Consider the following 21914-nt stretch of genomic DNA (forward strand, 5'->3'; position numbering starts at 1 on the left):
GCGTAGCATTTGTCGACAATCTCCGGGGTTTCCTCTCGTTGGGTTGCAGACATCGGCTCTCTATATTGAGGCCCATGTCAGATGCTGTCTTCTCCCTGCAAGCAGAGCCGCCATGGGTTGCACCGTCGCAGCCAGAGGAGGTTGCTGCCGCGCCACAGTCTGGGCGGATACGCATAGGCCCGGGCCCCATGCTGCGCAGCATGGTGCTTGTTGCCATGATTGCCGTGCTGCTGGTTGGAGCTGGCGCTGCGGGCTGGGTGGCTTATTCCCTGCGTCGGGCGGTCATGGACGGAGCGCTGCCGGCACAGACCAAAGCGTTGGAATACGCGGTTCGTTCGCTGGCCTTCAGAGTCGAGCAGCAGCAAAAACCCCTACATAGTCTGTCCTCTGTGCTGGCGGGCCATATGCATGATTCTCAGGAGTCACTGCAGGCCATGCTCAAGCAGCCCACCTCCATGGCACAGCAGTATGAGCAACTTCAACTGGCTGATGGAAAAGGGCAGTTGCTGGTCAATTTGCATCAGGAGCAGGCGCTGGCCGCAGAACAGCTTGAAGAGCCGCTGCGCGAAGTGCTCAAGCGGTCATTGGCAGAGGGCAAGCCGATCACTCAAGCCTGGGTGCGTCCCGGTGATGCGGGCCTGCAGCTGGAGTTTCAGAATGTCGTGCCGGTGCGTGATCTGCAAGGCAAGTTGCAGGGCGTTCTTGGCGGTAGCTACCGGACGCCTTTGTCAGTGTTGTTTTCACTGGAAGTCGCCTCTGCCGAAGCGGGTAGCCAGCTGCTGCTGATCGACCGTGACCTGCGTCCGCTGGCTCTCAGCAGCAAAGGGCAGTGGCAATTGCCCCCTGCCTTGGCCGATGCTGCGCTGCCTCGCGGGCTGGATCAAGCTTGGCTCAAGACCGCTCAGACCGGTGCGGTCAGTGAGCAGAGAAATAACCAACTCTGGAGCGCCATGCCGCTGCCTTGGGCGCAATGGACTCTGCTGAAAGTCAGCAACGTTCAGGAATGGGTGCCGGGAGTCTCGGTCAAGATGATGGGCTGGCTGGCCACGGCCCTGCTGGTACTGGCTGGACTGCTTGGAGCGGTGCTTTGCCTGATCGCCTATCCGCTGACGGCCTTGTTTCGCTCGGCAGAGCAGGCTTCTCGACGCGGGCTGATGCTGGAAGTGGACTCGGCCAGCCGCAGGGGCAACTGGTGGCATGGCCTGTCCGATCATGACTGGGGAGAGGCCCAGACCCTGCGCACTGCATTGCAGGCCCTGGGCGGTGGATATGAGGCGCATGGCGAGCTGGAGCGTGATTTGCAGATGCAGTTGCAGACGTTGATGGACTATGCCCCCGTAGGTTTGATCGTGACGCATGGCTCAACGGTGCAGCGTGTGGGCATGCAGGCCGCCAGAGTACTTGGCTATCAGCCTCAGGAAATGCAGGGCCTGGCGGTGCGTGGTCTGTGTGCCAGCGATGCCGACTATGAGGATCTGATGGGGCGGGTCCGGCGGGCTCTGGATACATATGGACAGTTTGATAGCGAAGTCTGCTTGGTACGCAAGGATGCAAGGCCGGTATGGGTGCGAATTCACGGTCAGAGCATGCAGCGCATGCACAGGGCCTGGGAGCAGTCGGGCAAGGCGCTGGATGGTCAATACCTGGTCTGGGAGCTGGAGGATGTGACCACGCAGCGGCAGTTGCGCGAGCAATCGAGCTGGAAAGCCATGCACGATCCCTTGACCCGCCTGCCCAACCGAACGGCGTTTGCTCTGCGGCTCAAGGAATGGCTGCGCGAATATACGACTCCCGACTATCTGGAGAGCCTGGGAGGTGCGAATGTGACCGCCCGTTCGCAGAGCGAGCCCAAAGCGCATGGCATCGTGCTGTATGTAGACCTGGACCACTTCTCTCAGGTCAATCGCCAGGGCGGGCGTGAAGTGGGTGACGAGGTGCTCGGCCATATTGCGCGCCTGATCGAGTCCACGGTGCGGCCCCATGGCTGGGTGGCCAGGGTTGGAGGCGATGAATTTGCCATTCTCATGGCCGGAATCAGCCGTGAGGAGGGAATGCGCCATGCTCAGCTGCTGTGCATGGCCATCCAGGACTGGGAGGGGTCCTACCAGGGGCAGCGCTATATGTTGAGCGCCAGCATCGGCATGTTGCTGCTGGATGCCAGCTACCACACGGCGGCCAGCGCCTTCAAGGGGGCCGATATGGCCTGCTACGCCGCCAAGCGCAAGGGGCGCAACCGTGTGGAAGTGATGACCGCAGCAGTCTGAGTCGGATTGCGCATGCTGAGTTCAAGGCAGATATGACAGCCTAGAGGGCAATCCCTTGGCTGCTCAAAGGGGCTGACTGAGTTACGCTCTGCGGCTGCTTTGTATACAAAAATGGATGAGGCTGGCCGTGCCACAGCGCCCGGATGCCCATGATCTATGCGTGACCAGACCTTGTTCGACAAGATAGATTTGCACCTGATCAGGGTGCTGCACACGGTGCTGACGGAGCGCAGCGTCTCCCGTGCGGCGCTGCGGCTGGGCATGCACCAGCCGGCGGTGTCTGCAGCCCTGCGGCGTCTGCGCGAGCTCGCTGGCGACCCTTTGCTGGTGCGTTCCGGGGCACAGATGCAGCCTACCGATGTGGGGCTGCGCATGGTGCAACCCTCGGCAGACATCCTGCGTGCAGCCGAGGGGCTGTTCAGCGATGCGCGGCAGTTTGACCCGCGCACCTCGACTCGTACTTTCCGCATTGCGGCCAGCGACTATCTGGATCCCCAGTTCCTGCCACGGCTGATGTCGGCCATGAAGGCCCAGGCCCCGCATTGTCCGGTGGACTTCCTGCCGCTGAGCGCCGAGGCGCATTACGAGGGGCAACTGGCCGATGGCGAGATCGACGTCGTCATCGGAAACTGGCCGCAGCCTCCGGAGGGCCTGCACATGGCCAAGCTGTTCGAGGACGAGGTGGTCTGTCTGGTCAGTCCCAAGCATCCGGCAGTGCGCAGGGGCTGGGATGTGCAGCAATGGCTGCAGGCCGAACACATTGCGCCAACCCCGGCCTATCCCGGTGCCCTGGGCGTGATAGATGAGCAGTTGGCAGGCATGGGTTTGAGCCGCCAGGTGGTGGCACGCTGCGCGCATTTCAGTCTGATTCCCGACATGGTGGCATCAAGCTTGCTTGTCATGACCTCGGGCAGATTGTTCTGTGAGCGCTTCAGCGAACGTCTGTCCCTGGCCATACTGCCTTGCCCTGTGGAATTCCCTCCGCTGGTCTATTACCAGCTCTGGCATGCGCGTTCGCATGCTGGTGCCGCCACACGCTGGCTGCGAGAGGTGGTTCGCAATGTTGCACTAACGCTGCGAAATCAATAGCTTGTATCGTATTCCTGTTCAGCGCGTAGAGCCTGTTTGAGTCAATTTGTTATTTGAATTGAGAGACAATCCAGCGATGAATCCCCCCCCGACACATTCCCCATCTGCGAGTGCGCCTGCGCGTTTGCAGTTGGAGGGTATTACCAAGCGGTACCCGGCTGTGGTTGCAAACAGCAAGGTATCGCTGAAAGTTAAGCCCGGCGAGATCCACGCCATTCTGGGCGAAAACGGCGCTGGCAAGTCCACGCTGATGAAGATCATCTACGGTGCGGTCAAGCCTGACGAGGGAGCCATTCTGGTCGACGGCAAGCCGGTGCAGATCCGCAATCCGCAGGAAGCCCGGGCACTGGGCATTGCCATGGTGTTCCAGCATTTCAGCCTGTTCGACACTCTGACCGTGGCCGAGAACGTCTGGCTGGGCCTGGACAAGAGCATTGCACTGGCCAAGGTGATCGAGAACATTCAGGCCACGGCCCGTGATTACGGGCTGGAGGTGGACCCGCATCGTCCCGTTCACACGCTTTCCGTCGGCGAAATGCAGCGCGTGGAAATCATCCGCGCCCTGTTGACCAATCCCCGGGTGCTGATTCTGGACGAACCCACCTCGGTGCTCACGCCCCAGGCCGTGGAGATGCTGTTTGTGGTGCTGCGCCGCCTGGCCGCGGAAGGTTGCTCCATCCTCTATATCAGCCACAAGCTGCATGAAATCCGCTCGCTGTGCACGGCCTGTACGGTGCTGCGCGGCGGTGTGGTGACGGGGGAGTGCAACCCAGCCAACGAGACCAATGCTTCGCTGTCGCGCATGATGATCGGCTCGGAGCCGCCGGAGCTGGAGCACCGCACGGCGAATACCGGCGATACCGTGCTGCGTGTGCAGGGCCTGTCGCTCAGAAGCCAGGATCCCTTCGGTGTCGATCTGCAGAGCATTGCGCTGCAGGTGCGTGCGGGCGAAGTCGTCGGCATTGCAGGCGTCTCCGGCAACGGCCAGAAAGAGCTGATGTATGCGCTGTCCGGCGAGGACACACGCGCCGAGGCAGAGGCCGTGCAGTTGCTGGGCAAGGGCGTGGGACGCATGGGGCCGAGCCGGCGCCGTGGCATGGGCCTGCATTTCGTGCCGGAAGAGCGGCTGGGGCGCGGGGCCGTGCCCAGCATGGGCCTGGCCCACAACCTGTTGCTGACGCGCAAGACCGCAGTCGGCAAGGGCGGCTGGATTCGCATGGCTGCGCTTCAGTCGCAGGCGCGGGACATCATCGGGCGTTTCAACGTCAAGGCCGGCGGCCCGAACTCGGCCGCGCAGTCGCTGTCGGGCGGCAATCTGCAGAAGTTCATCGTGGGTCGTGAAATTGATGCCAAGCCGCGTCTGCTCATCATTTCTCAGCCCACCTGGGGGGTGGATGTGGGGGCTGCTGCGCAGATTCGGGGCGAGATTCTCAAGCTGCGCGACCAGGGTTGCGCCGTGCTGGTGGTCAGCGAGGAGTTGGACGAGTTGTTTGAGATTTGTGACCGCCTGCATGTGGTGGCCAAGGGCCGCCTGAGTCCTTCGGTGGATAGAACAGCTGCCACTGTGCAGCAGATTGGTGAATGGATGAGCGGGCTGTGGGATGCGTCGGCGGTGCAGGGAGGTGCCCATGCTTAAGCTGGAACAACGTCCCCAGGCGTCCAAGTTCTGGACCTATGGCTCGCCAATTCTGGCGTTGCTGATCACCGTGCTGGTCGGGGTCTGCCTGTTCGCCCTGCTGGGCAAGGATCCGGTCAAGGGCTTGCAGGCCTTTTTCTGGGAACCCATCAGATCGGGCTATGCCCTGGGTGAGCTGGCTGTCAAGGCCACGCCTTTGCTGCTGATTGCGCTGGGGCTGGCCGTATGCTTTCGCTCCAATGTCTGGAATATCGGTGCCGAAGGCCAGTTCGTCATCGGGGCGGTGGCTGCAGGAGGCATTGCCTTGCTGGCAGACAAGACCACAGGGCCCTGGATCGTGCCGGCTATCCTGATCGCCGGCATGCTGGGTGGCATGCTCTGGGCGGGCATCGTGGCCTTGCTGCGCGACCGCTTCAACGCCAACGAAATTCTGGTCAGCCTGATGCTGGTCTATGTGGGCACGCTGGTGCTGGGCTATCTGGTCTATGGGCCCTGGAAGGACCCCATGGGATACAACTTCCCGCAGACCAAGAGCTTTGAGCGCGTCACGCAGATTCCTCGGCTGGTGCAGGGAATGCGCATGAATATCGGCGTCATCATCTCGCTGGTGGGAGCCGGCCTGCTGTGGGCATTTCTGTTTCGCACGCGTGCGGGTTTCGCGTTGCAAGTCGGCGGCCTGGCGCCGTCGGCGGCACGCTATGCCGGCTTTTCCTCGCGCAAGGCTCTGTGGACGGCGCTGCTGATTTCTGGCGCCACAGCCGGTCTGGCGGGAGCGCTGGAAGTCGCTGGCCCTCTGGGTCAGCTCACGCCCTATGTGCCCGCCGGCTACGGCTTTGCGGCCATCATCGTGGCCTTTGTGGGGCGCCTGCATCCTGTGGGCATGATTTTCTCGGCCATTCTCATGAGCATGTTTTATATCGGTGGCGAGCTGGCGCAGTCGCGTCTGGGCCTGCCCAAGGCGCTGACCGGCGTCTTCCAGGGGCTGTTGCTGTTCGCGCTGCTGGCCTGCGACACGCTGGTGGCCTATCGCATCCGCTGGGTGGCGAAAAAAGCCGGCAGCGCCATTTCTGCAGTGAAGGGAGCCTGATCCATGGAATCCTATGCACTGCTGCTGGGCTCCACCCTCAGCGCCGGCACCGTTCTGGCGCTGGCGGCCCTGGGCCTGCTGATCAATGAAAAATCGGGCATCGTCAATCTCGGTGCCGAAGGCATGATGCTCTGCGCCGCCATTGCCGGTTTTGCTGCTACGGTGCACACCGGCAACACCTGGATGGGCTTTGGTGCGGGCATGCTGGCAGGGGCCTTGCTGGCCGCCATCTTCGGGGGACTGGTGATCTGGTTCAACACCAACCAGTATGCAACCGGTCTTGCGCTTTCGCTGTTCGGCGCGGGCTTCTCGGCATTCGTGGGCCTGGGCTATGTGCAGGCCAAGCTGCCAGAGCTGCCCAAGTACTCCATCCCGGGTCTGGCAGATCTGCCGCTCGTGGGTCCGGCCTTGTTCACGCTGCACCCGCTGGTCTACGGCGCCATCGTGCTGGCCGCCCTGATGGTCTGGTTTCTGTACCGCACGCGTGCGGGCCTGGTGTTGCGTTCGGTCGGCGAGTCGCCCTCGTCAGCCCATGCCCTGGGCTACCCTGTGCGCCGCATCCGTCTGATGGCCGTGATGTTTGGCGGTGCCATGTGCGGTCTGGCGGGTGCTTTCATCTCGGTGGTCTACACGCCGCTGTGGGTGGAGAACATGGTTTCGGGCCGAGGCTGGATCGCTTTGGCGCTGACGACTTTCGCGACCTGGCGGCCGGCTCGTGTTCTGCTGGGCGCCTATCTGTTTGGCGGCGTGACCATGTTGCAGTTCCATCTGCAGGCCACTGGGGTTCAGGTGCCCAGCCAGATTCTGTCCATGCTGCCCTACCTGGCCACCATCGTGGTGCTGGTGCTGATCTCGCGTAATCCGACCTGGATTCGAGCCAATATGCCGGCTTCCCTGGGAAAACCCTTCTACCCTGGAGCGTGATGCCCAAATGTGGTGCAATCCGTTTTTCAAAAATAATGAGAGGACAACTTCAATGACAACTCTGGGCAAACGCGCTCTGATCAAGATGATCGGCCTGTCGGCTGTTTCCATGGCTGTGCTGACCGCTTGCGGCAAGAAGGAGGAAGCACCTGCAGCTCCCGCCGCCGCACCTGCGGCAGCTCCTGCTGCCGACAAGCTCAAGATCGGCTTCATGTATGTGAGCCCCATCGGCGACGGCGGCTGGACCTATCAGCACGAACTGGGCCGCAAGGCCATCCAGGAGAAGTTCGGCGACAAGATCGAGACTTCCATGGTCGAGAGCGTGCCAGAGTCTGCAGACGCCGAGCGCGTGATGCGCGACATGATCGGCCAGGGCAACAAGCTGGTCTTCGCCACCAGCTTCGGCTATCAGGACTTTGTGCAAAAGGTCGCCGCAGACGTCAAGGATGTGAAGTTCGAACACGCCACCGGCTACAAGACGGCCGACAACGCAGCCGTGTACGACACCAAGACCTTTGAAGGCGCTTATCTGGCCGGCATCGTGGCAGGTGCCATGACCAAGACCAAGACCGTGGGCGTGGTGGCTTCGGTGCCAATCCCCGAAGTGGTGCGCAACATCAACAGCTTTGTGCTGGGCGCCCAGAGCATCGATCCCTCCATCAAGGCCAAGGTGGTCTGGGTGAACGAGTGGTTTGCTCCTCCCAAGGAATCCGAAGCCGCCAACAGCCTGATCAACGGCGGCGTGGACGTGATGTACCAGAACACCAACTCTCCCGCCGTGCTGAAGACGGCTGAAGAGCGCGGCGCTCGTGCCTTCGGCAAGGACGGCGACATGAGCGGCTTCGCGCCCAAGGCTCATCTGGGCTCGGCCGTGATCGACTGGACTCCCTACTACAGCAAGGTGGTGGAGGACACGCTGGCCGGCAAGTGGCAGACCGGCAACTTCTGGTGGGGTGTGAAGGAAGGCGCCATCGACCTGAAGAAGATCGCTGACGACGTACCCCAGGAAATCAAGGACAAGGTTGAGAAGGCTCGCGCCGGCCTGAAGGACGGCTCCTTCGCCGTCTGGACAGGTCCCATCAAGGACAACACAGGCAAGGAATTGCTGGAAGCCGGCAAGGTTGCCGATGATGCCTGGCTGCGCAGCATCAACTTCTATGTGAACGGTATCGAGGGCAAGGTGCCCGGTGCCAAATAAGCACTGTTTGCGGGGCGCCTGAGCAGCGTCCGATCAAAGGCCCTGAGGGGCCTTTCTTTTTGCGCTGTCGTTTTCAGGATACCTATCTGCAATTTGGCGCAGTTTATGCATATATTGCCCAAGGTGTAACCGGTACCCATGGGATTGCGCTCCTATCGGTTTCAAACCTCACTCTTTGTTCCAAGGAAACTTTAATGACTGATTTGCACAAGCGTTCATTGATCAAGGTCGCCGCACTGACGGCTATTGCCTCGGCCGCTCTCGTAGGCTGCGGCAAGAAGGAGGAAGCAACTGCGCCGGCAGCAGCCCCCGCTGCCGCTCCTGCAGCCGCTGCTCCGGAACCCCTGAAGATTGCTTTTGCTTATGTCGGCCCGGTGGGCGACGGTGGCTGGTCCTTTGCCCATGACCAGGCCCGCAAGGCCCTGGAAAAAGAGTTCGGTGACAAGATCAAGACCAGCTATGTGGAGAGCGTGCCCGAGGGCGCCGATGCCGAGCGCGTGCTGCGCGACATGGCTTCGCAGGGCAACAAGCTGGTGTTCGGAACCACCTTCGGCTATATGGACGTGATCCAGAAACTGGCCCCCGAGTTCGCCGACGTGAAGTGGGAGCACGCCACCGGCTACAAGACCGCGGCCAATGTCAGCACCTATGACAGCCGCACTTACGAAGGTGCCTATCTGGCCGGCATCATTGCCGGTGGTATGACCAAGTCCAACACCCTGGGCGTGGTGGGCTCGGTGCCGATTCCCGAGGTGATCCGCAATATCAACAGCTTCACGCTGGGTGCCCAGTCCGTGAATCCCAAGATCAAGACCAAGGTGGTCTGGGTCAACGAATGGTTCAGCCCTCCCAAGGAGACTGAAGCTGCGACCAGCCTGATCAATGGCGGCGCCGACATCCTGTTCCAGAACACCGATTCACCCGCAGTGCTGAAGACGGCCGAGGAAAAGGGCAAGCGTGCCTTCGGCTGGGATTCGGACATGACGGCCTACGGTCCCAAGGCTCACCTGGGCTCGTCCATCATCAACTGGGCTCCTTACTACATCGATTCCACCCGCAGCGCGCTGGAAGGAAAGTGGAGCAGCCGTCAGACCTGGTGGGGCGTCAAGGAGGGTGTGATCGACATCGTGTCCCTGGCTGACGACATTCCTGCCGAACTCAAGGCAAAGGTTGAGGACGTGAAAAAGGGACTGAAGGAAGGTACATTCACCATCTGGAAGGGCCCTATCACCGGCCAGGACGGCAAGGAGCTGATCGCTGCCGACAAGGTTGCCGATGACGGTTTCCTCAAGGGCATCAATTTCTACGTCAAGGGCGTGGAAGGCAAAGTGCCAGGTGGCGACGCCAAGTAAGCACTGCTGATCAGGCATCGCGCCGCCTCGCCGCACCGATTGCGGCCTGTGGCGCATGTCTTCAAGGCAGACCCCGGAGTTTGCCGGGTAGTGTTGGCTGTTAGCAGTCGTCCAGACACGACTTGCAGCGACAGGGCCGCCGCAGAGCGGCCCTTTGTATTTCGATAATGACGAGTATCCCCATGACTGAACGTACCCTCTGGCATCCTGTTGCCCAATCCTCCGATGTGGTGAGCGCGCCGTTTTCCGTGCTGCTGCTGGAACAGCCGCTGGTGCTGTGGCGCAATGCAGAGGGACTGGTTCAGTCCTTTGTGGACCGCTGCCCGCATCGCGGTGCACGCCTGTCCATGGGCCGTGTGGAGAACGGGCATCTGGAGTGCCCCTATCACGGCTGGCAATTCTCCTCGGGTGGCCAGTGCGTGAAAGTGCCAGCAGTGCCCGATTTCACGCCCCCTGCATCGCAGCGCGTGCAGGCTTTCGAGGTGCAGGAAGCCTATGGCCTGATCTGGGTACGGCTTGAGCCTTCCGACAGCCAGCTGCCGGTGTTCGCGGCAGAGACGGACGAGCATCTGCGCAAGGTGAACTGCGGGCCTTACGATGTGGCAGCCAGTGCGCCGCGCATCATCGAGAACTTCCTTGACATGTCCCACTTCGGCTTTGTGCACGAAGGCTGGCTGGGCAGCCGTGATGCCACAGCCATTGCCGCCTACAAGGTGGAGACCACTGCCACCGGCGTGCTGGCGACGGGTTGCAAGGCCGTGCAGCCCCAGTCCAATCTGCACTCCACCCAGGCGGCTGAGGTGGAGTACACCTACGAGGTGACTGCCGCCTACACCGCCGTGCTGACCAAGATTCCGGAAGAGGGCAGCTCCAAGCAGGGCTGGCGCGAGCAGATCGGCCTGTTCATCTGCCCCGTCACTCCTGAAACCAGCCGTGTCTGGTTCCGACTGGCGGTCGCGGACTTTGAATCGACCGACGAGCAGTTGCAGACCTTCCAGCACACCATCTTTGTGCAGGACCAGCCGGTGCTGGAGTCGCAGCTGCCCAAGGCACTGCCACTGGACCCCCGTGCGGAAATGCACTCGGCGGCTGATCGCATGTCGTCGGCCTATCGCCGCTTCCTGAAGGCCCAGGCGATCGCCTTCGGAACCTGCTGAGACCGCCCCGGGAGGCTTTGCCGCCTGCCTCGGTCGGGCGTCCATGAGGCTCGCCGGTAGGCTGCTCCACGGGCTTGCGGTCGCAAGGCCGAAGTCGCAGACCTGTCGGGGCTGGCCATATGGCCTGAGCTGTGCCGGTTTGATAGGCTAGAGATTGATCGGCGCGTAGCGCCAAGGAGAATAAAGATGAACACCGTGCCTGCCGTAGATGCTTCCCGTCTGCCACAGCTGCTGCGCGCCATGCCCAAGGCAGAGCTGCATATGCATATTGAGGGCTCGCTGGAGCCCGAGCTGATTTTTGCGCTGGCGCAGCGCAACCAGATACCCCTGGCCTATGACAGCGTGGAGGCTCTGCGTGCGGCCTATGCCTTTACAGATCTGCAGAGCTTTCTGGACATCTATTACGCGGGTGCCAGCGTGCTGCTGCATGAGCAGGATTTCTACGACATGGCGCGCGCCTATCTGGATCGTGCCGTGGCCGACAATGTGGTGCACACGGAAATCTTCTTTGACCCGCAGACCCACACCGAACGCGGAGTGGCCATGGAGACCGTCATCAACGGTCTGTACCGGGCCTGCCGTGACGCGCAGATCGAGCAGGGCATTTCCTCCTCGCTGATCCTGAGCTTTCTGCGCCACCTGAGCGAGGAAAGCGCATTGCAGACGCTGGATGCCGCGCTGCCGCTGCGTGATCGCTTCATCGGCGTGGGGCTGGACAGCAGCGAGCTGGGCAATCCGCCCGAGAAGTTCACCCGCGTTTTTGAACGCTGCAAGCAGCTGGGCCTGCGCCTGGTGGCCCATGCCGGGGAGGAGGGGCCGCCCGCCTATATCTGGGGCGCACTGGATGTGCTGAATGTGGAGCGCATAGACCATGGCGTGCAGTCCGAGCAGGATGCGCTGCTGATGCAGAGGCTGGTCAAGGAGCAGATTCCGCTGACAGTCTGCCCGTTGTCCAATCTCAAGCTCTGCGTGATCAAGGACCTGGCCGATCACAATCTGCCGCGGTTGCTGGCGGCCGGACTCAAGGTCATGATCAACTCGGATGACCCGGCCTATTTCGGCGGCTATGTCAACGAGAACTACACCCAGCTCTTTGCCGCCACGGGCATGGGCGCGCCCGAGGCCTACCAGCTGGCGCGCAACAGCCTGGAAGCGAGCTTTGCCAGCCAGGCGCAGAAGCAGGAGTGGATTGCTCGCCTCGACGAAGTGTTTCGGGAATATGCCGCCGCTTGACGAAGTGACTGCTGAGCGGCGCAGCGGCCGTCTTCACGAGCGCCGATAGCCTGGGGTGCGGCGATTGAAAGCCCGGTTGAAGTGATTCAGCCGGGCTTTCTTTGTGTGGAGCGGCGAAGGGCCAGAGCAGGCAAAGGTCCGGTGGCCATGCGCCTCGTGGTGTCGCCGCGCAGATGCTCGAACAGCAGATCGACCGCCTGCTGGGCGATGTCCTCCAGATGCAGGTCCAGTGCCGTCAGTGGCGGCTCGCAGCTGCGCGCACGCAGGCCGTCGTAGCGCGTGGCCAGCATCAGATCTTCGGGAATGCGCAGGCCTGCCTGCTGGGCGTAGCGGGCGGCGCCCACGGCAAAGGCATCGACCATGACTAGCAGGGCATCGAGCTCGGGGTGTTCGCCCAGCAGTTGCTGGGCTGCGGCATGGCCGCCGTCCTCGCCTTCGGCCTCGTCCATGCGCAACACCACAGGCCGCATGCCATGACCGGCTGCCATGGCTGCATAGGCCTGCTCGGCCTGACTGTAGGAGGTGCGCTCTGAAGCTCCGACCACCAGTCCGATCTGCCTGGCTCCGGCCGCCAGCATATGCGTGAGCAGCATCTGCGTGGCGGGACCCGACAGCAGATCGACATAGGGCACGTTGACATTGTCGCCGCCTGGGCGGCCGATGGACACCACGGGCAGGCCCTGCTGAAGCAGCTCTGCCAGCTGGGGGTCGCCGGCCTGCGGCTCTATGACCAGGGCGCCGTCGATGTCGAGCAGGTTCAGCGAAGTCTGGCCGGGCTTGTGGGGCGGAACGAGCGCCATGACCAGGCCGCGCTCAAGCGCCGATGAGGCCGCGACAGCTGCCACTTCCATGAAGAACCCCAGCCGCGACGGCCCGCCCGAGACCGTGAACGGCATGGACGACATCAGCGCAATCATGCTGGCGCCGCCTGTGCGCAGGCGCTGCGCATGGCGATTGGGCCGGTAGCCAAGGCTGCGCGCAGCTTCCTCCACCTTCAGGCGTGTGGCCGGGTCGACCTGACCGCGGCCATTGAGCGCGTGCGAGACCGTGGTGCGTGAAACACCGGCCTCGCGGGCCACGTCGGAGATGGTGATGCGTTGGCTGGGCATGTCGGCCATGGAATTCCTCAAGAGTGCGGGCGGTCATTGCGAAACGCACGGCAGGCATTGCAGAAGTTTTTGTATACTTTACTTCGCCCAAATCGATTTGGTTAATTTTGAATTGCATCAATTATTCGTGAATGAGATTGATGGAATGCAAGTGCCAAATCGATTTTCTTTTTTGGAAACGATATCGCCTTGCCGGCCGGTCGAAGTGCCGGTCGACGTGCAGATATCCGAGCGCTGCCCCGGTTGTCGGGCAGCGCTGCGAGTCAATTGCGACCGGAGTGCTGGCCTGCCGCCGCTTCGGTCTGCTCACTGGAGAATGAATGTGCCCAAATCGGATTTGAGCCGGCGCAGCTTTTTGAAGGCTGCGGCCGCCCTGGGGGTGGTTGCCGCAGTGCGTCCGCTGGAGCTGGCGCTGGCGCAGATGGTCGAGCCGGCAAACGGTCAGGACGCTGGCTGGATGGACGGAGGCCGGCTGCGCTACCGCCGCGACGGCATGGCCAAGGTCACGGGCCAGAAGCTGTTTGCCATCGACCTGCGCGCGCGCGACATGGCGGGCTGGCCCGACAGGCAGTCCCATGCGCTTTTGATCATGGTTCCGCGTGCCGACCGCACCTACGAAGGTCTGGACCTGTCCGTGCTGGGCAAGGACTTTGCTCCCGATGTGCTGGTGGATGCCGAGCGCGCCGAGGCCGATGGCGTGCACATGCCCGAGCCGGGTTTTTACGGCAGCTACTTCTTGCCCAAGGGCCAGGTCTCGCCCATGCTGGGCCAGCCCGTGGCCCTGGGCATCTGGCACGACTACGAGCGCTACCGTGAAGCCGTGCGCCTGCTGCGTTTCAACGAAGGCATCTTCCGGTGGGGCGCAGCCGCCACACCGCCCAGACGCAAGCCCTATGTGGCCGCGCGCTATGTGCGCATGGGAGCCGACAGGCATGACGAGCCCGATCTGTACGCGCCGCTGTACAACGGTATCGTGCGCCCGCAGCTGACAGGCCCCGAGCTGCAATGGCCCGGCGTGGACGATGCCAAGCATGGCAAGGCCATGCAGTACTCGGCCCAGATCCAGCAATGGCTCAAGCAGCCGCCCGAGGGCACCAAGGTCTTCTCGCGCGACTACCACAGCCAGTCCATGGACCCTGCCGCGCTGGAGCCTGAAAACGGCCTGGCCTGGTATGAAGAGGGCAGGGGCGTGATGCATATGGTGGGCGCCACCCAGGCGCCCTACGCCACGGCGGGCCATGTGGTCGGCATGGTCAAGGCCAGCCGCTTTGCGCTCAAGGAAATGGATTATCTGAGCGCCTACACCGTGGGCTACGGGCAGAAGGAGCACCACTCCTTCCCGTTCTACGTGGGTCTGGCGGCGCTGTATGCGCAAGGCCGCCCGGTGCGGCTGGCGCTGGATCGCTGGCAGCATTTCCAGTTCGCGCTCAAGCGACACCCGTTTGACCTTAAGACCACGATTGCCGTGGATGCCGAGGGGCAGTTCCAGGCCTTCTCGGTGGATATGCGCGGCGACGGCGGCGGCACGATGAACTTCAGCCCCTCGGTGGGCACGCTCGGTGTCGCGTCTTCGCAGTCGGTGTACTACTTTCCCAAGAGCAATCTGTCGGTGGCCGTCTTCCCCAGCAGCGAGGTCACGGCAGGGTCGGTGCGCGGCTACGGCACGCTGCAGTCCATGGCTCCGACCGAAATGCTGGTCGATGAAATTGCCGAGCGGATCGGCATGGATGCCATCGCGCTGCGCCAGAAGAATATGCTGCGTACAGGTTTGCGCAACACCCAGGGCGCCGTGCCTGCGGGCCAGTTGCGCATTGGCGAGATTCTGGCCCTGGCCGCCAAGGACCCGGTGTGGGTGAACCGTGCCCAACGCAAGGCCGAGTACGAGGCCGCCAATCCCGGCATGCGCTACGGTGTGGGTTTTGCCTCGGTGCAAAAAAGCTTTGGTACCGCCGGCGAAGCCGCGCTGGCATTGATCGAGCTATCGCCCGAAGGCAAGCTCAAGATGAAGCACATCACGGCAGAAATCGGCACCGGCACCACTACGGCGCAGATGCTGGCGGCAGAGCCCTTTCTCGGCCGCCCTGTGGACGAGGTGGAGTTTGCGGCGCAGAAATGGCCCGAGATGCCCGTGCATACGCAGGAGCAACCCAACTCCACACCCCAGGCCGATGAGGATCGCCAGTCGCAGGACCCGTACTGGGTGCCTAGCTTCACTTCGCCGCAATCGGCCTCCAATTCTGCCTACTACTTCACCCACACCACGCGCCAGGCCGCCAAGCTGCTGCTGGCCCATGGTCTGTGGCCTGCGGCGCTGTCCATCTGGGGCAACCCGTTTGGCGGGCCGCTGCAGGGCATGCCGGTCTCGCTCGATGAAGCCGAGTGGAAGGATGGCAAGCTGGTGGCCGGAGCCATGGAGCCCTTGACGCTGGAGCGCCTGGCCGCACGCGCCCATGAGCTGGGTCTGGTCACCGGTGTCTGCGTCCACACCTTCAATCGCCGCTCCTGGGCCAGTGCCGAGTTCGAGCTGGGCGGCAAGCGCTTTGCTGCCGAGATCGATGCGCTGTCCGTTCGCTTTGGTAATGGTGCCGATGCGGCCAAAAAGGCCGCGATGGACAGTGCCGGCTATGCCTTCCAGCCGCGCGTCAAGGTCAGCTATCCGCCGGTGCACCGTCTGGCGGCGGGCGCGGTGTACTACGCGCCTTGCGCCACGCTAGTGGAGTTGGCCGTATCCACGGGCACCGGCAAGGTGACGCTGCTGGGGCACAAGACCTGGCTGGAATGCGGCTCGCAGATCGTGCCGGAGCTGGTCTCGGGGCAGTTGCAGGGCGGCGTGGCCATGGGTATCGGCCACGCCCTGTACGAAGAGCTGCCCCTGGGGCCGAGCGGCCCCGGCAACGGCAGCTGGAACTTCAACCGCTACCACCTGCCGCGCGCCAGTGAACTGGCTGTGTGGACGGCCGAGGGCCATGTGCTGCCTCCGGTCTCGCGCACCGACCCGCCCAAGGGCATGGCCGAAGTGGTGATGATTCCCGTCGTCGCTGCCTGCGCCAATGCTGTGGCCCATGCCACCGGCAAGCGCTTCTATCAACTGCCGCTGAGCGCGGAGCGAATCAAAAAGGCATTGTGATGCAGCAACGTATCCAGTTTTCCGCCACCATCAACGGTCAAAAGACCGGCCCGCATGAGCTGCCCAAGGATCTGATGATGATCGAGTTCCTGCAGGAATATGCGGGCTTGAACGGTACGCGCCTTGGCTGCGGTCAAGGTGTGTGCCGCGCCTGCACCATCATCGTGGACGAGCCCGGCAAGGGCTCGCACACCGTGCCCGCCTGCGTGACTGGCGTGGCCTGGCTCAATGGCAAAAGCCTGCGCACCATCGAAGGCGCGGCCAGCACCGATGACAAGGGCCAGATCACGGCCTCTGCCGTGCAAAAAGCATTCCTCGAGCATTTCTCGTTTCAGTGCGGCTATTGCACACCGGGTTTTGTGAACTCGGCCACCGTGCTGATGGAGCAACTGCATGCCAGGCCCGTGGATGCCAACGCTGTGGAAGAAGCCGTGGAAGCCGCGCTGGACAAGCATATCTGTCGCTGTACCGGCTATGTGCGCTACTACCACGCCGTGCGCGACCTGATTCTGGCCACGCCAGGCCTGACCACGGGCCAGCGCACGCGGGAGGTCAGCCGTCATGGATAAAGCTCAACGCAGCAAGTTCACCAAGATCGCCGCAGGCCTTGCCGCCGCAGCCGTGGTGGTGCTGGGCGGCATGTATATCGCGGGCAGTGCAAGCGGCAGCGTGCCGCCTGCCACGGTGGACTTTGCCAACATCAGCGCCGAGCAAAAGCAGAAGCTGTTCGACCGCGGCCTGCAGGTGTTTCGCGCTGCCGACTGCGCGGCCTGCCACAGCTCGCCCACCACGGGCGCTGAGCTGGCCGGCGGCATGGCCATGGTCACGCCCATGGGCACGCTGTACGGCACGAATATCTCGCCCTCGAGGGAGCATGGCATAGGCCAGTGGTCGGCCGACGATCTGTATCGCGCCGTGGCGCGCGGCATGGCACCGGGGCGCAAGAACCTGTACCCCGCCATGCCTTATGCCAGCTACCACGACATCACGCGCGCCGATGTCGATGCGCTCTGGGTCTGGCTGCAGGCCCAGCCTGCGGTGGAGGTGGCCAACCGCCAGCCTGAGATGAACTTCCCGTTCAGCATCCGCCCCGGTCTGGCGCTGTGGAATGCGCTGGAGCGTCCTGCGGGCGAACCAGCCTCCGAGGCAGCCAATACGCTCGATCGCGGTGCTTATCTGGTTAATACCCTGGGTCACTGCGGCGAATGCCACACACCGCGCACCAGCAGCTTTGCCATGGACCTCAGCAAGTCGCTGGCGGGCAATGTGATCGAAGGCGCTTACGCCCCCGACCTGCGCCCCAAGGCCATGGCCGAGCGCGGCTGGAGCGAGCAGGACCTGGTGCAGTTTCTGCGCACCGGCCTCTCGCCCCAGGGTGTGATGACCATGGGCATGTTCCCCGTGCTCCAGCATTCGAGTGCGCATATGGAGGAAGCCGACCTCAAGGCCATGGCCGCCTATCTGATGCAGGGTGAGAAGCCCTCAGTCAAGCTAGCGGCCGAAGCGCCTCAGACCCCGACCTCGGCCAATGGCGAACGCATCTACGTCGGTCTGTGCGCAGGCTGCCACGGCGTCGATGGTCAGGGTCAGCCGCATTCCTCGCTGCGCCTCGACACCAACACCACGGCCATGTTCCCCACGCCGCTGAATCTGGTGCGCGTGATCCGCGAAGGCCTGCCCGAGCGCGATCTGGCCCATGGCGAGCGCATGCAGGCGATGCCCGGTTTTGCCGATCAGCTCAGCCACGAAGACATGGCCGATCTGGTGAACTACATGCGCCTGCGCTGGGGCCGCCAGAAGGGCGATGTGACGCCGGCGCAGGTGGCTGATGTGATCAAGAGCGCTGAATCCCACTAAAGCAGGGGTTTCAAGCAAAAAGAGCTGCCAGCGCTTATCCATCAAGCGCTGGCAGCTCTTTTTTAATAGTGATTCGATTCAGGCGAATTCGGCTTTGATTTTCTCGGCCAGCTCGCCCAGCACGGCAAAGCCCGGTTCCTCGCGCTGCCAGACCACGGACAGGCCATCGCCCTCGAAGCGCGGCAGCACATGCAGGTGAAAGTGAAACACTGTCTGCCCTGCCGGCGCGCCATTGGCCTGGAAGATATTGATGCCGTCGGGATCGAAGGCCTTGTTCACTGCGGCCGCCACGCGCTGGGCCGTCTGCATCACTGCGCCGGCTTCCTCGGGCGTCAGCTCCAGCAGATTGACGGCATGGCGCTTGCTGGCCACCAGCACATGGCCTCGCGTGGCCTGACCGATGTCCATGAAGGCGATGGTCAAATCGTCCTCATAGATCTTGGCCGATGGAATCTCCCCTTTGACGAGCTTGCAGAAAATGCACTCGCCAGGGGGCGAGTGGTCTACAAACATGGGCATGACGCTCTCCTTTTTTATGGTTCAAGCGCTCCATCTTAGAGGCAGAGCGGTTTCAGGACCGCGTCGCGCGCAGGCAGTCGCGGGTGATCTCGGCCATGGATGTCGCGCCCAGCATGGCCATATTGCGATCCACCTCGTCACGCAGCAAGGTGATGGCGTGATCCACGCCCTGCGCACCGCCCACGGCAGCGGCATACATGAAGGGGCGGCCCAGGAACACCATGCGCGCGCCCAAGGCCACGGCCTTGAGCACATCGCTGCCGCGGCGTATGCCGCTGTCCATCATCACGGCCGTGCGGTGGCCCACGCGGTCCACCACATAGGGCAGCATCTGCAGAGGGGCAACCACGCCATCGAGCTGGCGGCCGCCGTGGTTGGAGACCACGATGCCTTGCGCGCCGATATCGGCGGCCATCACGGCATCGTCTTCGTTGAGGATGCCCTTGATGATGAGGTTGCCCTTCCAGCGCTGGCGAATGCGTTCGATGTTCTTCCAGTTCAGGTGGTCGCGGCCCGAGGTGTCGCGGATGGCGGTGCCCGACAGCAAAGGCGCGCCGCGCGTGGCAAACGAATTCTCGAAGTGCGGCATGCCGTGGTTGATCAGCGTGCGCAGCATGGTGCCCAGCATCCAGCGCGGGCGGGTGATGCCGTCATAAGCCAGGCGCAGCGAGGGGCGCAGAGGCATCGAGAAGCCGGTGCGCACATTGTTTTCGCGGTTGGCCCAGACGGGGATGTCCACGGTGATCACCAGGGTGCCGAAGCCAGCGGCTTCGATGCGCTCGATCAGACCGTCGATGCGCGTGGTGTCGCCGGGCAGATAGGCCTGGAACCAGGTCGACGGTGCAGCCTTGGCCACTTCTTCCATGGGGATCAGGGAGGTGCCGCTCATGATGGCGGGAATGCGGCTGGCAGCCGCCGTCTGCGCCAGCACCAGATCACCGCGGTAGGCAGAGATGGCGCTGATGCCCACTGGGGCCACGCCAAATGGCGAGTCCCAGGTCTGGCCGAACAGCTCGACCTTCTGGTTGCGCTTGGACACGTCCACCATGACCCTGGAGCTGAAGCCGTATTGCTGGAAGCTGTCACGGTTGGCCTGCAGCGAGACGCAGTCTTCGGCGGCGCCGGAGACATAGCCAAACAGAGGGCGGGGCAGGTGCTTGCGTGCGGCGGCCTCGAAGTCATGCAGCGACAGGATGCTCTGCAGGTGACGGGGAAGCCCTGCGCGTTGGCCGTAGGCGGCTTGCGCTTTGGGAGCGGGGGCTGCGTTTGCAGCAGGGGCTTGTGACGATGCCATGGTAGGGCGCCTCGGGAGCGAAATTCAGGGGTTTAACTGGCTACGCCCCCGCACACTTGCGGTGCACGGGGGCGTGACAGAAACATCAGGTGTTCAAGGTTTACTGAGCGAATGTACCGCGCTGACGCATCAGCTCGCGGTGCAGTTGCTCGTTACGCTCGAACGGTGCGCGGCCGTGCACATAGAAGTAGTTGTTCAGAACCACCAGGTCGCCGGCGGGCAGGCTGACGGTGCGGGTGCCGGACGAATTTTCCATCGATTCCGACAGGTTCTGCAGATATTCGGCTTCGGCGTCGTTGGCCGGTTGCACGAACTGGTCGATGAAGGAGATCGACAGGCCGAACTCGCCGTGGAAGAACACGGGGCGCTCGACGCGCTCGTTCACGTTCTTGGAGCCCGGAGCCTTGTACAGCAGGGGCCTGGCGCCCAGCGGGTCCTTCACGAAGCGCTCCAGCTCGCTCCAGTCGTCCAGGTGCAGAAAGCGCGACTCGCCACCCACGGCGTTCTGCTCGTCGAACTTCATCATTAGCAGCCAGTCGGTGGCTTCGGTCACGAAGGTGCCGTCGGTGTGCATGGTGAACAGGCGGTAGGCCTGGCGCAGATACGAGTCGCTGGCGTCGGTGTGCTTGACCAGGAAACGTGCGTAGTACTTGTTGGACATGGAGTCGTGGTTGGCCGGGCCCAGGATGTGGCCGATGGCGGTGCCGAACTTCACGTAGTCGTCGCTATCCTGACTCACGCCTTCCAGGCCCAGCACAAAGCCGCCATGCCTGCGGTCCTTGATGATGTTCACCAGGGTCTGGCCAAAGTCGGCACCCATGTGGGCCTTCAGGCGGCGCGCCAGGTGAAAGCGCATGAAAGGCACGTACTCAAGGTTCTGCACGTCGATATCGCGCACGTCGGCCAGGAAGGCGTTCAGTGCATCGGCGTTCAGGCTCAGTTTGAGCAGGCGGGAATGCTCGGGGTGAGTACTGATCTCGTAGGCGGCAGGCTGGATCAGGTGCTGGGGGGTCGTAGCGTTCATGGTGGGTGGGTGCTTCAATCAGGAATGGTGTGATTGAACACTTCTTGTTTGATACGATCTACGGGGTTAAATGCATTTTTTGATAAGAAATTCAGATTAAAAATCATGCTCAGCTACCGCCAACTCGAGCACTTCGTCACCGTGGCCCAGGAACTGCATTTCTCGCGTGCCGCCGACAAGCTGGGCGTGGCCCAGTCCGCCGTCAGCGTGCAGGTGCAGCAGCTGGAGCAGCAGCTGGGCGTGCGCCTGCTGCAGCGCAACAAGCGCAAGCCCATCACGCTGACCGATGCGGGGGAGCTGCTTTATGACGAGGCCGTGGCCGTGCTGCGCCATATGGAGCGGGCCCAGCAGATCGGGCAACTGGCGGCCCAGGGCATGAGCGGCCATGTCAAGCTGGGCTATATCTCCTCGTCCGTGACCTCGGGTGTGCTGGCGCGCATGCTCACGCAGTTCCGCCCCGGCCATGAGCAGGTGCATATGCAGGTGCTGGCCATGGAGACGCCGCGCCAGCTGCAGGCGCTGCAGCAGGGCGAGATCGATGCTGGTCTGCTGCGGCCGCGCCGGCGCTACCCCGAGGGGGTCAAGGCGGTCATCGTGCACAGCGAGCCCTTCATGGTGGCTCTGGCCGAGAACCACCCGCTGGCACGCCATGAATCCATCAGCGTGGCCGATCTGCGCGGCCAGACCTTTATTGCGCCGCAGTTCATCAACGAAAGCGAAGGCTTTGCCGAGGTGCTGGCGCGGCTGGCCGAGACGGCCGGGTTTTCGGCACGCGAGGCCTATCGCGTCAACGACTTCGTTACGGCGACCAGCCTGGCGGCCGCGGGCTACGGCATTGTGGTGCTGCCCGAGTCGAACCGCCTGCTCAATCAGCCGGGCGTGGCCTTCAGGCCGCTGCGCGACTTCAAGGAAAGCGTGCACATGGCGCTGGCCTACCGCGAGCGCGAGAACTCGCCTGCGGTGCGCGCCTTTCTGGCCGTGGCCAGAAGCTGCGCCGCGTAGCCATGCGGCTGCGGGCAGTGGGAAGCTTCGGGTTCAGACCTT

The 21914-nt window shown here is 62.9% G+C and carries 17 protein-coding genes; 13 read left to right on the forward strand and 4 right to left on the reverse strand.

Annotated features, from left to right (window positions below; translation table 11 throughout):
- Window positions 1-74 precede the first annotated feature (74 nt).
- The 9 genes from CTATCC11996_RS03885 (at window position 75) to CTATCC11996_RS03925 (ending at window position 11940) form a co-directional block, all read left to right on the forward strand.
- On the forward strand, window positions 75-2264 hold the full coding sequence (locus CTATCC11996_RS03885; protein WP_233506498.1) for a sensor domain-containing diguanylate cyclase: 2190 nt from the start codon (window positions 75-77) through the stop codon (window positions 2262-2264).
- Window positions 2265-2420: 156 nt separating this feature from the next.
- Window positions 2421-3353: a LysR family transcriptional regulator gene (locus CTATCC11996_RS03890; RefSeq protein ID WP_003067150.1), complete on the forward strand. Its 933-nt coding sequence runs from the start codon at window positions 2421-2423 to the stop codon at window positions 3351-3353.
- 76 nt (window positions 3354-3429) lie between these two features.
- On the forward strand, window positions 3430-4989 hold the full coding sequence (locus tag CTATCC11996_RS03895) for an ABC transporter ATP-binding protein (protein ID WP_034348197.1): 1560 nt from the start codon (window positions 3430-3432) through the stop codon (window positions 4987-4989).
- On the forward strand, window positions 4982-6076 hold the full coding sequence (locus CTATCC11996_RS03900; protein ID WP_003073330.1) for an ABC transporter permease: 1095 nt from the start codon (window positions 4982-4984) through the stop codon (window positions 6074-6076). Before CTATCC11996_RS03895 ends, CTATCC11996_RS03900 begins: the two co-directional genes overlap by 8 nt.
- A 3-nt stretch (window positions 6077-6079) precedes the next feature.
- Window positions 6080-7000, forward strand: a complete 921-nt coding sequence (locus tag CTATCC11996_RS03905) for an ABC transporter permease (protein WP_003073332.1) — start codon at window positions 6080-6082, stop codon at window positions 6998-7000.
- A gap of 52 nt (window positions 7001-7052) precedes the next feature.
- A complete protein-coding gene (locus CTATCC11996_RS03910; RefSeq protein ID WP_003073334.1) occupies window positions 7053-8198 on the forward strand; it encodes a BMP family ABC transporter substrate-binding protein in 1146 nt (381 codons plus the stop codon).
- Between the two features lie 194 nt (window positions 8199-8392).
- Entirely contained in the window at window positions 8393-9550 is a 1158-nt protein-coding gene (locus tag CTATCC11996_RS03915; protein WP_003073336.1) for a BMP family ABC transporter substrate-binding protein, read from the forward strand.
- A gap of 182 nt (window positions 9551-9732) precedes the next feature.
- Window positions 9733-10707, forward strand: coding sequence for an aromatic ring-hydroxylating dioxygenase subunit alpha (locus CTATCC11996_RS03920; RefSeq protein WP_003073338.1), 975 nt, complete (start codon window positions 9733-9735; stop codon window positions 10705-10707).
- A 186-nt stretch (window positions 10708-10893) separates the two neighbouring features.
- A complete protein-coding gene (locus tag CTATCC11996_RS03925) occupies window positions 10894-11940 on the forward strand; it encodes an adenosine deaminase (protein WP_003073341.1) in 1047 nt (348 codons plus the stop codon).
- Window positions 11941-12026: 86 nt separating this feature from the next.
- On the opposite strand, the gene CTATCC11996_RS03930 is transcribed toward CTATCC11996_RS03925, so the two are convergent.
- The gene (locus tag CTATCC11996_RS03930) at window positions 12027-13058 is read right to left on the reverse strand and encodes a LacI family DNA-binding transcriptional regulator (RefSeq protein ID WP_003073343.1); all 1032 of its coding nucleotides are present in this window, start codon (window positions 13056-13058) and stop codon (window positions 12027-12029) included.
- Window positions 13059-13365: 307 nt separating this feature from the next.
- Here CTATCC11996_RS03930 and CTATCC11996_RS03935 point away from each other — a divergent pair, with 307 nt between their 5' ends.
- Genes CTATCC11996_RS03935 through CTATCC11996_RS03945 form a run of 3 tightly spaced genes read left to right on the forward strand, consistent with a single transcriptional unit; the run spans window position 13366 to window position 18033 of the window.
- Window positions 13366-16176 (forward strand): xanthine dehydrogenase family protein molybdopterin-binding subunit, encoded by a 2811-nt coding sequence (locus CTATCC11996_RS03935; RefSeq protein WP_003073346.1) that lies wholly within the window; start codon window positions 13366-13368, stop codon window positions 16174-16176.
- Complete coding sequence (locus CTATCC11996_RS03940; protein ID WP_003073348.1) at window positions 16176-16745, forward strand: (2Fe-2S)-binding protein; 570 nt, start codon at window positions 16176-16178, stop codon at window positions 16743-16745. The genes CTATCC11996_RS03935 and CTATCC11996_RS03940 overlap by 1 nt, the downstream gene beginning before the upstream one ends.
- Window positions 16738-18033 carry a cytochrome c gene (locus tag CTATCC11996_RS03945; protein ID WP_003073351.1) on the forward strand — a complete coding sequence of 432 codons (1296 nt, stop codon included), beginning with the start codon at window positions 16738-16740 and terminating at the stop codon, window positions 18031-18033. Before CTATCC11996_RS03940 ends, CTATCC11996_RS03945 begins: the two co-directional genes overlap by 8 nt.
- Before the next feature lie 78 nt (window positions 18034-18111).
- Here CTATCC11996_RS03945 and CTATCC11996_RS03950 read toward each other — a convergent pair whose 3' ends face one another.
- From CTATCC11996_RS03950 to glaH, 3 genes are all read right to left on the reverse strand, one after another.
- Window positions 18112-18552 carry an HIT family protein gene (locus CTATCC11996_RS03950; protein ID WP_003073352.1) on the reverse strand — a complete coding sequence of 147 codons (441 nt, stop codon included), beginning with the start codon at window positions 18550-18552 and terminating at the stop codon, window positions 18112-18114.
- 52 nt (window positions 18553-18604) lie between these two features.
- Window positions 18605-19846 (reverse strand): alpha-hydroxy acid oxidase, encoded by a 1242-nt coding sequence (locus tag CTATCC11996_RS03955; protein ID WP_003073354.1) that lies wholly within the window; start codon window positions 19844-19846, stop codon window positions 18605-18607.
- Between the two features lie 100 nt (window positions 19847-19946).
- The gene (gene glaH, locus CTATCC11996_RS03960; protein WP_003073357.1) at window positions 19947-20870 is read right to left on the reverse strand and encodes a glutarate dioxygenase GlaH; all 924 of its coding nucleotides are present in this window, start codon (window positions 20868-20870) and stop codon (window positions 19947-19949) included.
- A 105-nt stretch (window positions 20871-20975) separates the two neighbouring features.
- On the opposite strand from glaH, the gene CTATCC11996_RS03965 reads away from it, so the two are divergent.
- A complete protein-coding gene (locus CTATCC11996_RS03965) occupies window positions 20976-21872 on the forward strand; it encodes a LysR family transcriptional regulator (RefSeq protein ID WP_003073359.1) in 897 nt (298 codons plus the stop codon).
- The last annotated feature ends 42 nt before the right edge of the window (window positions 21873-21914 follow it).

Source organism: Comamonas testosteroni ATCC 11996 (assembly GCF_000241525.1).
In the GTDB taxonomy this organism is placed as follows: domain Bacteria; phylum Pseudomonadota; class Gammaproteobacteria; order Burkholderiales; family Burkholderiaceae_C; genus Comamonas; species Comamonas testosteroni.